Genomic DNA, 14,436 nt, shown 5'->3' on the forward strand with positions numbered 1-14,436 from the left:
ACGTCGAAACGCCGCGCCCTTGTATCACGCTACGATGTCACTGACCGCTGCCTGGCCGACCGTGGTGACGAGGAAATCCGCCACGCCGTGCCCGGAGAAGTCTACCGCCAAGGTGCCCAGGTTGGTGCCCGCGGCGTAGCTCAACACCGCATCGCCGGCATGCCCGGTAAATGCGTTAACGAAGCTCAGGCCGGCGCCTTTGGTGATGCCGCTGAGGTCGATCTTGTCCGAGCCCGACGTAAAGTCCAAGAGCTTGTCCGCCGCCCCTGGCCTGGAGTCGGAACTGGCGCCGAACACAAAGGTGTCACTGCCCGCGCCGCCCCACAGTTGGTCCGCCCCGCCGCCGCCATAGATCAGGTCGTTGCCGGCCCCACCCTTGATGACGTTGGCGGCGTTGTTGCCGATGATCAGGTCGTTACCGGCGCCGCCGAACGCGTTCTCGACGGTCACGCCCTTGGCGATGGACACGTTGCCCACCAGGCCGCCTACGTCGGAGAACGAGGTCTCATTGAGGTTGATCTTCTGGTTCTGGGTGAAACCGGAGAAGTCCAGGGTGTCGTTGCCGCCACCGTCCCATACCGAAAACACCAGCTTGTCGGCATTGGAACCGGCGCTGAGGAAATCACGCCCGGTGTTGGAGTTGAAACCGTAGGTGGTGTCGCCGGCGCGGGTGTTGTAGTTGGCGCCGTAGAGCTTCTGGATCGCGGCGATGTCGTCGATCAGCGGACCGGAGGCATAGGCTTCGACCCCGCCTTTGCTGAAGTTCTGGTTGGTGTTGCTCTCGCTCCAGTAACTCATGAGGCTGTAGCCGCGCGTGTCCTGTCCATAGGTCGCGTCATTGTAGGTGGGCGCGCCTTCGCCGGCGTTGTAGTCGCCGGGGTGAGCCAGGCCCAGGGTGTGGCCGATTTCGTGGGTGAGGGTCTGCCGGCCATAGTTGTTCAGGTCCGGGGTCTTGTTCGGTGTGTAGCTGTTGTTGGTCAGGTACCAGGAGGTGCCGTCGTAGCCTGCACCGGTGCCGGGCAGGTAGGCGAAGGCCGCGGCGCCGTCCTGGCCGCTGCTGTAGTTGCCGAAGGTCATGTGGCCATCACCGCCGGAGGCTTTCTCGGTGAACGCCACGTTGGCTACGTCCGCCCAGGATTGCATGGCCAGTACGGCCTGTGCTTTCTGCTGTGCGTTGAACTGGCTGAACCCGGAGATGCCATGTTTGTTCAGGGTGGCCGAGGAAGCCGAGGTGAGGAAGGTGTAAGTCAGATCGATCTTGCCGTTGCCGTCAAAGTCCCGGTACGCGGCGCCGTCGCGCAGCAACTGGGTGGCTGCCTGGTCAACGGTGTAGGAGGGTTTGCCATTGACCGTGAGGTTGCCGCCACGGTCATACAGATGGCTGAAGCTATCGATTTGCGAGTAAGCGGTGCTGGCTTGCGCCGCCGACACGATAGCCTTGTCTTTTACTTTGGACATAAACGTACTTCCTTGTGTGCAAGTGCATCAGTCTTTGTTCGATAGGAACCCCGCTGGCGAGATCGTCCTATCACTCGCCTCTTTTGAAGGCGTCATGAAACTGACACAACTTGAAATCTTTCGTCTACCTCTATTTCCAGGGTGGAAAATCTTCGACTTGGCAACTAACGCTAGTTCATACCGTATTTATTGGGGTGGTGTGAGTTTGTCGGACAAAAAGCAGGCCGCTCTTATTTAAATATTAAATAGCGCTAACGCCGCTCAACTTCAGCGGCGCACTTGATAAATGGATCCAATATATTGCCACGGTGGCATTGGCGACATTAAACAGCCACTACTTCAACTAAGCATTAACCTCGCCTCACTCCCGGCACACCCGCCAGCCCGTACCCTGCAACGCCTGCACCAGGGTTTCGCCGGCCAGACCCGGCACCTGCACACCGTCGTCGGTGGCCATGTCCTCCCCGGCCAGGATTGCGTTGATGATCGCCTCTTCCACCGCTTCCGCAGCTGCGCTGAACAGTGGCGAAATATGATCGTTGTTGACCATCCGCAACGTGCTGCAAAACGGCAGGCCCTTGCGCCCGTAATCCGCGGGTGGCAGGTCCTGGTTGCCAGTGGCGAAGGCCAGGAACAGGTCACCGCTGGAGTCCTCGGTACCGCCGCCGGTGCGGGCGATGCCGATGGAGGCACGTTGCGCCAGGCGTTGGCATTGGTGCGGCAACAACGGCGCATCCGTGGCCAGGATCACCACGATCGAGCCCATCCCCGGCGTGCCGCGCTCGGCGAATGGCGAGGGAATGTCCATGAGCCGACGGCCCACCGGGTAGCCGTCGACCCGCAGTTCCTGGCGCTTGCCGTGGTTGGCCTGCACCAGTACACCCACGGTCCAAGCGCCCTGCTCCGCCGGCAGACGCCGCGACGCGGTGCCGATACCACCTTTGAACTCATGGCAGATCATCCCGGTGCCGCCGCCTACCGCACCTTCCTGCACCGGGCCGGTTTGCGCAGTGTCGACGGCTTCGCGCACATGTTCAGGGCGCACATGCTGGCCCCAGATATCGTTGAGCAGGCCGTCATAGGTTTCCATCACCACCGGCATGCACCAATACACCGCCGGGTCGGCCAGGCGCTCGCGCTCCAGGGCAATCAAGGTATCGCGCACGATACCGATACTGTGGGTATTGGTGATCGCCAGCGGCGTGGTCAACAATCCCGACTCGTTGATCCACTCCAGGCCCGTGGCATCGCCGTTGCCGTTAAGCACGTGGTAACCGGCGAAACACGGTTGCTGGCGCGCTTCAACCGCGCGCGGCTGGATCACGCTGACGCCGGTGCGCACCTGTTTGCCGCCGATGCGCGCCTTGAGTGTGCTGTGACCGACCCGAACACCGGGCACATCGGTGATGGCGTTCAACTCGCCGGGCGTGCCCAGCCCCAACGTAATACCCAATTGACGTGCGCGCATAACCTCTCCTTATAGTTTCTGGAAGACCGGACTCGACCGGCCGCTGACGCAATAGAAAATCACCGACAGAGCCAGCAAGCCGAGGATTACCAGGATGTCGCGCACCGAGGCCGCAATGATCAACGTGATCAACAGGTACCCCGCGCCCAGTACCGCCAGCAACGCCGGCAACGGCCACAGCGGCATGCGGTAGGGATGTTCGCGGTCGCGCAGCCGCACGCGGCTCATCAACGCACTCAATGCCACCATCAGGTACACCAGAATGATCAACAGCACGCTGAACGACGTCAGGTCGGCCAGGTTGGAGCTGAAGCTCAGCAACGCCGAAGGGACGGCCAGGAACAGCGTAGCCAACCAGGGGGAATCCCAGCGTGGGTGAATGCGCGTGAACAGTGTGTTGATGCCCGGCGTCCACAGCGCATCGCGCCCGCTGCTGAACACGACGCGGCCGATCTGGATGACGATGGCGACGATGGCATTGAACACCGACAGGAAAATCCCCGCGCTGACCAGGCGTGACAGGGTTTCATTGCCGTGGCTGGTCAGCAGGTAGCCGATGGGGTCGGGGCTGCTGATCATCGCGCTCAGGGACGGTGCGCCGATCAACAGCGCGGTGATCGGCACCAGTTCGATAATGACCACCAGTCCCAGGGACCACAGCACCGCCTTGTGCACACCCTTGCCGCCGCATTTCATGTCTTCGGCGAGCAACACCGCCGGACCATAGCCGTTGTAGGAAAACAACCCGATACCCACCGCGCCGATCACCAAGGCCCAGGGCGCCAGGTGCAGCTCGCCGTTTTCGACGATCTGCGGCTGGAACAGCACGCTGGCGGGCTGCACTGGATGGCCGAAACCGATAAACACGATCACCAGCAAGGCCGCCACTTCAAGGAGCAGGCAGGTGCCGGTGATCCAGGCGTTGAGCTTGATATTGAGGATGCCCAGGGCGTAGCTGCAGACCACGATCACCAGGGCGACGGTTTGCGAATCGAACGTCGTGCCCAAGGCGTTATTGAGGTAGGTCGCGGCACCGGTCGCCAGTACCGGCGGGATAAACAGCAACATCACCAGCACCGTGAGGAAGGTCGCGTAGCCGGCCATGCCGCCGAACACACGCTTGGCGTACACATACTCGCCGCCGGCGCTGTTGTGGGCACGGCCCAGTTCGGCGTAGCAGAAGGCGAACATCAGCGCGAGCAGGCCGGCCATCACAAACGCCAGGAACACACCGCTGCCGGCTTGCTGGATGGCAAAGGGCGCGATCACGAACACGGAGCTTGCGGGCGTCACGGCGGAGACGGTGATGGCCACCACATCGAACACGCTCAGGGTGGGTTTCAACACGCCATCGGGCGTGGGGGAAGTGCTCATATCGTTATCCTCTGTCGTTGTTCTTGGTGTGAGGCAGAAACGAAAAATGATGTTTTTTCGGGATATGTTTCCCGTTGGATGAAGGCGACGTTATCGAAGCCGCGGTTGTCGGACTATTCCCCTATTGGCGTACTCCCCTTGACGGCATCCGGCAAAAACCAAACCCTTGGCCGATCTTTGGATGGCGGGAGCCTGCCCTATGCGCCTGTTTCGCGAAGTTGCCATGCACGCCGGCCTGGGCCGCGCCGTCGCACACCTCGGCACCGAGCGGTTCTGGAAACAGTTGGTGCTGTTGCTGCACCAGTGCCTGCCTTTCGATAACGCCCTGGCGATTTTCTATCCTTTGGAGGGGCCACCCCAAGCCCTGGAGGAATACGACGCCCAGCCCAGCAGCAAACCGGCCTCGATGCTGGCGTACCTCAATGGTCTGTACCTGCTCGACCCGTTTTTCCAGGCCTGTCGCGAAGGTTATGCCAGCGGCGTGTACCGCCTGGAGGAAGTCGCGCCGGACCATTTTCGCCAGAGCGAATACTTCCTCAACTATTTCCACGACAACGTACTGGAAGACGAAGTGCAGTTCATCCTGCAACTGCCGGGTGCGGGCACGTTGTCACTGTCGCTGGGCATGCAGCGGCGCTTCAGCGGAGAAGAGACCGGGCTGATGACCCTGCTGGCGGCCTGGGTGTTGCCGCTGATGCAGCAGCATTGGCAACAGAGCACTCAACGCGTACCGGCCATGGACAGCCAGATCCGCGATGCGCTGAGCCAATTCGGCAGCGGCGTGCTGTCGGAGCGCGAACTGGAAATTGCCCGCCTGGTGCTGCGCGGGTTTTCCTCAAAAGCCATGGCCGAGCGCCTGAACATATCGCCGGACACCGTGAAAGTGCACCGTCGGCATCTGTACGCGAAGCTGGACATATCGTCACAGCCGGAGCTGTTCTCGTTGTTTATCCAGTCGTTGGGGCATGATTTGGAAAAACCGTAAGCGTTCTTCGAGATCGGCGGTGCGGCTGACGCAGCCTCGCTTGCGCTCGGCAGCTGCTACGCGGGACGCAGGCCACGCGTCGTCCAAGGCGCCGATCGCCGAAGATCAGCGCCCTATGCATACGGGAACGCCTCCAGACCGCAGTCGCAGCGCCTGACTAATGGCAATTCGCCATAATTTGCGCAAGACATGACCTGCGTCAACCCGATGCGAAACAACCGCCGAACGGAGCGAAAAAATTCACTTTGCCGTTGCGAACGAATGCTATTTTTAATGCTCCGACGCCATGCCCAGTGACGGTCATGGCCCCTGCCGCGAGCTAAAGGAAGCGCTCAATGAACAAGGTGGGCAACATGAATAAAGTGACGTTCCCCAACGCCTGCCAGTTGATGCGCTGGCATTTCCATCCGATGGGCTTCGAGGGCAGCATGGACGCGCCTGGCAGTATGGTCGCCCGCCTGTTCGATCGCGCCAGCGGCGAAACCCTGATCGCCATTGCCGGCATCCCGTGCGCCACGGTGATGAATGCCGCCGATGTGGAACGGATTATCGAGGCCGTGGAGGATGAACTGGCGTCTTTTGTGCCGCCGCTGTCGTTGCGGGCCTGAATCGCGATCTTTCGCCTGGTACGGCCCATCGCACCTTTGAATTTGCATTCACCGGCCTAATTGCGCTGGTCGTCAAAAAAAGCCTTTTTCCCATCCACCCGTTCCGAGGCCCGGGGCACATTCACGGCCTGGCCTTCGGGCTTTTCCACATACCAGTAGCAATGGCTGATGGCCCGGGTAATGCCGACGTAGGCCAGGCGCAGCACCTCGTCCTTTTGCGCGGTGTCATAGGGTTCGCTATCACCGTCCTTGCCCAGACCCGCCATGCGATATACCTGGTTCTTGTAGGGCGAGCTGGTCACATGCTGGCAATCGCCGAGCAGAAATACCGCATCGGCCTGCAGGCCCTTGGCACTGTGATAGGTCAGTTGCTTCAGTCGGCGAGCTGCTGACGGCAAGCTAGAATCCACATTAACTATCGACTGAATATGCTCTTGAATCAGTAGCTTATCGCTACTTTTTCGATAAAGCATTAATACTGAATCGCCTTTCTGGTAGTGCGCTGCCAATTGACGTCCCAGCGCGGCATCGTCGCGTGCCAACACCTTGACCGGCTCCAGTACCTTGGGCGCGCCGTTGGCCTTGGCCTTCTTGCCGGGGATCGCCGGCGCGGCGCGCACGATGTGTTCGGCCGCGTCGATGATGTGCTGGTGGCTGCGGTAGTTCTCGCCCAGCATGACTCGGGTGGTGCTCGGTGAAGGGAATTCCTTGTTGAACGCCATGAAGTACTTCGGCGAGCTGCCGCGCCAGCCATAGATCGACTGCCAGTCATCTCCCACACATAACAGCGAAGAACGCTGTGCACCACGCCCGACGTGCATGGCCGGGCCTCGGCTGCGGATTTCGCGCAGGCTGGCGCGGATCCACGAGACGATTTGCGGCGAAACGTCCTGGAATTCATCGATCATCAGGTGCGACAGGGGGCGCAGCAAAGGATCGCTGAGTAATTTGAGGTTTTCCGGGGTATTTTCGCCAAACAACGAAAACATACGGTTATACGTCATGATCGGAGGCGATTGTTCGAGCAGGTGGTCTTCCAGGGCCCTCCAGAAAATGCTCAAGGCTTCAAAGAAGAAACGGTCCGGATCATCCTTGGCAAAGCTCATCTGGCCCACGGCGGCCGGTACATCCAGGCCGAGGTTCTCGATAAAGCCCGCCGCCATGACAAAACTGTCCAGCAGCGGCGCCGAGGCCAGCTCACCCTTGACCTTGTAATCAAAGCCGGGACCGGCTGTAGCATCACCCGCCAGGCTGCTCAGGAGACGCGTGGAGGACTCATAGCTATCCAGCCAAATCAATGGTTTACGACAAAAAGCTTGAAACAGTGTGCGCTTCACCGCCCATTCCGCCCGGACCGACAACTTGGCGTTGGGCCGGCTGAGCTGGGCATTTTCCCGCGGGTCGAAGCCGAGCACTACCCAGGCATCCAGTTCGGCGATATAGCCGTGGCAATGAAACAGCGCGCCGTTGATCTCCACAGTCTGACGGTTGGGCTCGATGCCCTTGATCGGCCAGGCGCCTGCGCGAAACCACAGGTCTTCAATCACATCGCACAGCTCTTCATCGCGTTTGGCGGCCAATTCGGTGACCGCCATACGTTTCTGCACATCCGGGTGGTCACGTTCCAGCTCCTTGAGCTGCAAGCCATGACGGGCCAATGGCGCGATCAACTCGCGAAAGCGTGGATGACGGCCGTGCAGTCGGTGATAGCACGCATTCATCTGCTGGCGCTGGGCGTCATTGATACGCAGGTCGAACGGGTTGCTGTCGGCACCTTCAAAACCCGAGTTCAGGTTCTCGAACGCTTGCAGGCGCTCAAAACCCGGCAGGCTGCGCACCATCGGCAGGATGCGCGAATGGAAGGTTCGCACCACCGCCTCAGCCTCTTTAAGAGCAAGGGGTTGGCCCCACAGGTTGAGGATTTCCATGAGCTTGCTGATGAAGTCTTTGCGCGATTCACGGGTGAACGTCACCACCGTCATCGAGCTCAGTTCAAAGCCCAGGTAATGGGTGAGCAGCAAAATGCGCAGCACCAGCGAGGTGGATTTACCCGCCCCGGCACCTGCAATCACGGACGTTGACGGCGTATCGCTGAAGATCATCTTCCATTGCGCCGCACTCGGCTGGGCATGGGCCGGCAGCAAACGGGCGACATCGGCCTTGATACGCTTTTTCAGGTCGGCGGTCAGGGGCAGCCGCCAGTCGTCGAACAGGCTGTCGTCAACGCCGGGAGCACGGTGTTCATCCGCACGGACATCGCGAATCAACAGGACCTGACGCCCTTCTTCGATACCCTCGGCCTTGCCTTCGCGGTAACCGTACTCCACGCCCGCCTCATGCCCGCTGCGAAAGCCATCGGCTTGCCCGTGCAACCAGGAAAACCGGTGCTGCGCACGCAGGCGGGTCAACCCGTGGCCAAACAGGCGCGCAGCCAGGCGTTTCAACAGCGGCATCTCGGCCAATGGGCGCAGTTCAGGGGGCAGATCAGGCTTTTGTTGCGGCACGCGGACTCCTGCGATGAGCTTGGCTTTGACAAGTGCGCCATGGTCGCCGGAAACGCCCCTCAGTTCCAGCCAATTGCTGCGCAGTCATGCGGTTAGGCGATGAAGTGAAAGTTAAAACCTCAATAAAACATCAATTTAACCGATAGGAATCAGGCATTTTTTACGCTTTTTATCGATGATGGGCTGTCGGATGATAGGGCCATCAACAGGAGGCAATCATGCTTGAACTTCGACCTTTCAATTCCCTGGGCGGCGCCCATCATGGCTGGCTTGACGCTCACCACCACTTCTCGTTCGCCGAGTACCACGACCCCAAACGTATGCACTGGGGCAACCTGCGGGTGTGGAACGACGACATCATCGCGCCGGGCACGGGCTTCCCGCAGCACCCGCACCGCGATATGGAAATCATCACCTATGTGCGCGAAGGTGCGATCAGCCATGCCGATAACCTGGGCAACAAAGGCCGCACCGAGGCGGGCGATGTCCAGGTGATGAGCGCCGGCACCGGGATCGCCCACAGCGAGTACAACCTGGAAGCCACGCCGACGAAGATTTTTCAGATCTGGATCATCCCGAATGAAGCCGGCCTGCCGCCTTCCTGGGGCGCCAAACCGTTTCCTCAGGGCAACCGCGAGGGCTTTGTGACCCTGGCCAGCGGCAAGGCCGGCGACAGCGAAAGCCTGCGCATTCGCGCCGATGCACGTCTGGTAGCGGCCAACCTGAAAGCCGGGGAGAGTGCCGAATATCGGCTGGATCACGGACGCCGGGCGTATCTGGTGCCGGCCACGGGGGTGATTGAAGTCAATGGCCTGCGTGCGCAGGTGCGAGACGGTGTGGCGGTTGAGGATGAGCAGGTGTTGCGGGTCACGGCCGTTGAGGACAGCGAGATCGTGTTGGTCGATTTAGCCTGATCGAAATGTGGGAGGGGCGGTGCGACGATTCGACTTGCTCCCTCCCACATTTTTACAGCAGTGTCAGTTGGAGCTGATTGCGCCGTCCACCAGCACTTGCGCCTCTTCCACCAACTGCTTGAGGTGGTCTTCACCGATAAAGCTCTCGGCGTAGATCTTGTAGATGTCCTCGGTGCCCGATGGCCGCGCGGCGAACCAGCCGTTTTCGGTCATGACCTTGAGCCCGCCGATCGCCTGGTTGTTGCCCGGCGCGTGGCTGAGGACCTGCTGGATGCGCTCACCGGCAAGTTCCGTGGAGGTCACCTGCTGCGGCGACAGTTTGCCCAGCAATGCCTTCTGCGCCGGCGTGGCCTTGGCATCGACACGGATGGCGAACGGTTCGCCCAGCACCTCGGTGAGGCCACGGTAGAGCTGGCTTGGGTCCCGGCCTTTGCGCGAAGTCATTTCCGCCGCCAGCAAGGCCGGGATCAGGCCATCCTTGTCGGTGCTCCATACGCTGCCGTCCTTGCGCAGGAACGAGGCGCCGGCGCTCTCTTCGCCGCCGAAGCCCAGCGAGCCTTCGAACAGGCCATCGGCAAACCACTTGAACCCCACCGGTACTTCGTACAGGCGACGGCCAATGCGCGCGGCGACGCGGTCAATCAGGCCGCTGCTGACAACGGTCTTGCCCACGGCCGCATCGGCGCGCCACTCGGGACGGTTCTGGAACAGGTAATCGATCGACACCGCCAGGTAGTTATTCGGCGCCAACAGGCCGCCGGACGGGGTGACGATGCCGTGGCGGTCGTGGTCCGGGTCGCAGGCGAAGGCCACATCGAAGCGTTCCTTGAGGCCGATCAAGCCTTGCATGGCGTAGCTGGAGGACGGGTCCATGCGGATCTGGCCATCCCAGTCGACGCTCATGAAGCGAAAGGTGGAATCGACTTCGGTGTTCACCACGTCCAGGTTCAGGCGATAGTGCTCGGCAATCGCCGACCAGTAGCGCACCCCTGCTCCACCCAGCGGATCAACGCCCAGGCGCAGGCCTGCGCTGCGGATGGCGTCCATGTCGATCACATTGATCAGGTCGGCCACATAGGTGTTCATATAGTCGTGACGGTGTGTAGTGTCAGCCTTGAGGGCCTGGGCATGGCTGATGCGCTTGACCCCGGCCAGTTTGTTGGTCAGCAGTTCGTTGGCCTTGGCTTCGATCCACTTGGTGACATCGGTGTCGGCCGGGCCGCCGTTGGGCGGGTTGTATTTATAGCCGCCGCTTTGCGGTGGGTTGTGGGACGGCGTGATGACGATACCGTCGGCCAGGCCGCTGGTGCGACCGCGGTTGTAGCAGATGATGGCGTGGGAAATCGCCGGGGTTGGCGTGTACTCATCGCCTTCGGCAAGCATGACATGCACGCCATTGGCGGCCAGCACTTCCAGGGCGCTGGCGCCGGCAGGCGTCGACAGTGCATGGGTGTCCAGGCCGACAAACAGCGGACCGTCGATGCCTTTGGCTTCGCGGTACAGGCAGATGGCCTGGCTGATGGCGAGCACGTGCCATTCGTTGAAACTCAGCTCGAACGAACTGCCACGGTGACCGGAGGTACCGAAGGCCACGCGCTGGGTGGAGATCGCTGCATCAGGCTGGCCGGTGTAATAGGCCGTGACCAGTCGCGGGATATCCACCAGCAGGTGTGCCGGGGCCGGTTTGCCCGCAAAAGGACTGATTGTCATGCATAAACCTCGAGAAGAAGGATTCGGAAAAGTGTCAGTTTACTGGGAGTTGGACTACCGCGCGACGTTATAAATCCTACAACATTAAGAGAAATCTCATCCGGTCTCAGCCTGACGCAATGCCTCGCTCAGGGCTGCGAGCGCGACGTCCAGGTTGGGTTGCCCATGAAAGGTATGGCTCAAGCGCAGGTTCTGGTGATGCAAGCCACTGGCACTGAACAACTCACCCGGTGCCACCACTATCTGGCGCGCCAGCAAACGCTGGAAAGCCTGGCGCATATCCACTGCGTGCGTGGACCTGAGCCAGAATGTCGCTCCGGCCGCCGGCATTCGATACGTCACCTGCCCCTCCAGGTGCCGGGCCAGACGCTGGTCCATGCGCGCCGCTTGTTCACTTAACTGATCGCGCAGCGCGTGCAGGTGCTGGTCAACCCGGCCGCTCTGGTACAACCGCGCGATGGCGCGTTGGCGAATCGATGACAGACGGAATGAACGCAGCAGGAACTGACGCTGCAGTTCACCACTCATGCGCCGGCACAGCAGGTAGCCATAGGGCGCTTCCTGTCCCAGTATTTTCTCGAACGATGAAAACACTACCAGCCGTTCCGGATTCACCAGTTCGCGCAACGCAGCGTGCGTGGCCTCGAAACTCAAGTCGCCAAAGGTGTCGTTTTCCAGCAGCCAGCAGCCGTAGCGTTCCAGCAGGCGCGCCACCTCCAGGCGCTCGTGGGCCGACATGCATACGCCCGCCGGCAAACTCACCGCCGATGACAGCAAGACCAGGCGCACGGGCTCATCACGCAACAGCCGCTCCAGGCTGTCGCGGTCCAGGCCGCCTTCCGCTGTCCAGGGCAGTTCGAGAATGCGCACTCCGACGTCCTGCAACAAGCGCAGGATCAACCAGTCGCAGGGCGACTCGACGATCATCGTGGTCCCTCTGAGGGCGAGCACGTCGATCAGAATGTCCAGCACGCCGCGCAAGTCGGCGCCGACATACACATCATCCGCATGCCAGCAGCGCGTAGGCGATGAGGTATAGCGTGCCGCCAGCGCCGTACGCAGCTCCCACACGCCGCAAGGCTGCGACCAGGGTTGGAGATGCCCGGGATACTGGCGCACCAGTTCACGCTCCAGTCGCAATAAGGTGCTGTCCAGGGAGGCCAGTAACGCCGGCTCGTCACCACTGAGTACCACCATGCCGGGACGTCGCGCCGCGGCATAGAGCCGATCGAGCAGATCGCCGCCGCTCCACGCCAGTGCGTTGGTCGAGACCGGCCAGGCGTAATAACCCGACTTGGCGACTGAATAGACCCGGCCCTCCTTTTCCAGCAACGAATAGGCGTACTGGATCGTCGAGATCGATACATTCAGGCGCTCGGCCAACTGGCGCAAGGACGGCAGCTTTACCCGAGTGTCGGTACTGACTTCATTGATCAGGCAGATCATGTAGCGATAGACCGCCTGATACGCAAAGTCCGCCTGCCGCTCGCCGCGCAGGGTCATCGCTCGGACAATTGAAAGGCCTGTGCGGCACCGTCGTCCGCGGCGCAGGCCGTGCGCAGCCTGGCGCGGCGCGGCAGCACCGGCCGCCGCTTGTACAAGTGCTGGAGTAACGGCATCGACAGACCGCTGATGTCCATCACCCACTGCTGCAGCATCTCGGCCGAGGGCTTGCCCTGCAGCGCCTTGTGCAATTCGGGCAAGGCCACCAGCATGCCTGGGTGGCATTGGCGCAAAAAGCCTTCGAGTCGTTCGCCATGGTGGATAAACGGCGAAAACAACAGGCAGGTCAACTGTGTTTCATCCAGGCCAAAAAACTGCTGGGCCTGGATACTCGCCTGAATGCGCCCTTCCTGAGTCGTGGCCCGCGCGAGCAGTTCTTCCGGCATCCGCAAGTGATGCAGGTACTGGCTGGCTTGCTGGATAAAGCTATCGACACCGTCTTCGTAGTCCAGCTCGCGCAGGCATTCGGCCTGCAGGCCGCGCAAGTGTGCCATCAGCAACGGGTAGGAGTACGCCGGGTGGCTGAAGTGAAAGCCCAGCGGATCGGGCGCATAGGCCATGAACTCGCTCAGCAGGGACGATGATGCGAGGTCGACATCTTCCAGCAGGTCCGCGATGCCGATATAGGCCAGATGGCGATGGCCGACCTTGCTGGGGTTGTCGTCAGCCACATAGTGCTCGCCATACACATCGCGGTAATACCCGGCGCTCCATTCGTCCATGCGCGCAAACAACTCGTGCAGCATCAGCGGCCGGGTCCTGGCGATAGGAATGCCAGCACCCTGGGCGGTTTTCTTGACCCAGGCCAGAAACTGGCTTTGCTTGCGCGGTGAGTCTCCGGTGACCAGCGCATGCACACCACCGTTGCAAGTGGTGACACGCTGGTAGAAATCCCCCAGGGCCAGGTATGTTTCATTGCAGAGTGTTTCGCGACAGTCGCCGGAGGTCACGTGACCCACCATCAGCCGGTTGCGCTGGCTCTTTTCGCGAGCGACCAGCGACGACGAACGCAAGTAATTGAAGGGTTGTATCTCCTGGTTCTCTACCATCAACAACTCGACGCGCGGATCATCATGCAGAAACAGTCGGCTGTAACCGCGATCGAGGGTGTCGAGCTGCTCATCGGTCATCCCCGCATAGCGCAGCGTGGCCACGCGCAGGTGAAAGGTACGCGGCGCACGCCCGGCAATCGTCAATTGGGCAGCACGCAGCAGCGCCAGGGTATAGCTGCTGACTTCACCGCCACCATGGGTGACCAGCACTTTGTATTCTCCCACCTGCTCCATGCCCCCGGCCGCCACGACGATACGCTGGATCAATAGCTGGAGTGCCGTACGCCCCGAGCGGCTGAAGTGCCCAACTAAACGCTGCAGAACTTGCTGATAAACGTGATTCATAGCTTGTTCGTGAATAGTGCTCATGGTTCTACTACCTAAGTTGAAATATCAGTTTCAAGCAACTGCCGAGAGCGTTTGCTCGACCTATTGCGTGTGCAGGAGAGTTGCGTGGGGTGCTCTGTGTCGATAAATAGACATTAGCATCGAGCAACAAAATGACAGGCGGCGGCGGGGTGAGCATCCTGCCCACAAAATATGCACGTCCCCCTTGAACCCTTGGGATTACGGGATAAGGTAGTGGCCCTAGGATGGTTCCGACATACTCCTACACATTCTTAACCCTCATTTAAGGAAGCATCTGACAAATAAACTTAAGTAACTTTCCCATTTATTGGAAAGTGACTTTTTATGCCAGAGCCTATATCCCTGCCCCCCTGAAAGGGCCTTGCGCTTGGTAGAGTCAACTATTGGCAGCTGCGTCATAGAATCAATCATTGCTCGTTCCTTGAGATGAAAGTTGAAGCGGTAATTATCAGTGCTGGAATAATGATTAATAGATACAGAACCTGGCCTGA

The 14,436-nt window shown here is 60.5% G+C and carries 10 protein-coding genes; 3 read left to right on the top strand and 7 right to left on the bottom strand.

What is annotated here, in order from left to right; genetic code table 11:
* Positions 1–24 precede the first annotated feature (24 nt).
* From V6M90_RS19900 to V6M90_RS19910, 3 genes are all read right to left on the bottom strand, one after another.
* The gene (locus V6M90_RS19900; protein ID WP_003174012.1) at positions 25–1,458 is read right to left on the bottom strand and encodes a serralysin family metalloprotease; all 1,434 of its coding nucleotides are present in this window, start codon (positions 1,456–1,458) and stop codon (positions 25–27) included.
* A 361-nt stretch (positions 1,459–1,819) separates the two neighbouring features.
* Positions 1,820–2,926: a DmpA family aminopeptidase gene (locus tag V6M90_RS19905; protein ID WP_305427172.1), complete on the bottom strand. Its 1,107-nt coding sequence runs from the start codon at positions 2,924–2,926 to the stop codon at positions 1,820–1,822.
* A 9-nt stretch (positions 2,927–2,935) separates the two neighbouring features.
* The gene (locus V6M90_RS19910; protein WP_332847008.1) at positions 2,936–4,300 is read right to left on the bottom strand and encodes an APC family permease; all 1,365 of its coding nucleotides are present in this window, start codon (positions 4,298–4,300) and stop codon (positions 2,936–2,938) included.
* A gap of 199 nt (positions 4,301–4,499) precedes the next feature.
* Between V6M90_RS19910 and V6M90_RS19915 the strand changes: the two genes are divergently transcribed.
* Both V6M90_RS19915 and V6M90_RS19920 read left to right on the top strand, forming a co-directional pair.
* Complete coding sequence (locus tag V6M90_RS19915) at positions 4,500–5,285, top strand: helix-turn-helix transcriptional regulator (protein WP_141064684.1); 786 nt, start codon at positions 4,500–4,502, stop codon at positions 5,283–5,285.
* A 335-nt stretch (positions 5,286–5,620) separates the two neighbouring features.
* Positions 5,621–5,893, top strand: a complete 273-nt coding sequence (locus tag V6M90_RS19920; RefSeq protein ID WP_003174017.1) for a DUF1652 domain-containing protein — start codon at positions 5,621–5,623, stop codon at positions 5,891–5,893.
* Positions 5,894–5,949: 56 nt separating this feature from the next.
* On the opposite strand, the gene V6M90_RS19925 is transcribed toward V6M90_RS19920, so the two are convergent.
* Complete coding sequence (locus V6M90_RS19925; protein ID WP_332847009.1) at positions 5,950–8,397, bottom strand: UvrD-helicase domain-containing protein; 2,448 nt, start codon at positions 8,395–8,397, stop codon at positions 5,950–5,952.
* 218 nt (positions 8,398–8,615) lie between these two features.
* Here V6M90_RS19925 and V6M90_RS19930 point away from each other — a divergent pair, with 218 nt between their 5' ends.
* Positions 8,616–9,311 carry a pirin family protein gene (locus V6M90_RS19930; protein ID WP_332847010.1) on the top strand — a complete coding sequence of 232 codons (696 nt, stop codon included), beginning with the start codon at positions 8,616–8,618 and terminating at the stop codon, positions 9,309–9,311.
* A gap of 63 nt (positions 9,312–9,374) precedes the next feature.
* Here V6M90_RS19930 and pgm read toward each other — a convergent pair whose 3' ends face one another.
* From pgm to V6M90_RS19945, 3 genes are all read right to left on the bottom strand, one after another.
* Positions 9,375–11,021: a phosphoglucomutase (alpha-D-glucose-1,6-bisphosphate-dependent) gene (gene pgm, locus V6M90_RS19935; protein ID WP_332847011.1), complete on the bottom strand. Its 1,647-nt coding sequence runs from the start codon at positions 11,019–11,021 to the stop codon at positions 9,375–9,377.
* A gap of 96 nt (positions 11,022–11,117) precedes the next feature.
* Entirely contained in the window at positions 11,118–12,524 is a 1,407-nt protein-coding gene (locus tag V6M90_RS19940; RefSeq protein WP_332847012.1) for an aminotransferase-like domain-containing protein, read from the bottom strand.
* Entirely contained in the window at positions 12,521–13,945 is a 1,425-nt protein-coding gene (locus V6M90_RS19945) for a hypothetical protein (RefSeq protein ID WP_332847013.1), read from the bottom strand. Before V6M90_RS19945 ends, V6M90_RS19940 begins: the two co-directional genes overlap by 4 nt.
* Positions 13,946–14,436 lie beyond the last annotated feature (491 nt).

Source organism: Pseudomonas lactucae (genome assembly GCF_036688725.1).
Lineage (GTDB): Bacteria > Pseudomonadota > Gammaproteobacteria > Pseudomonadales > Pseudomonadaceae > Aquipseudomonas > Aquipseudomonas lactucae.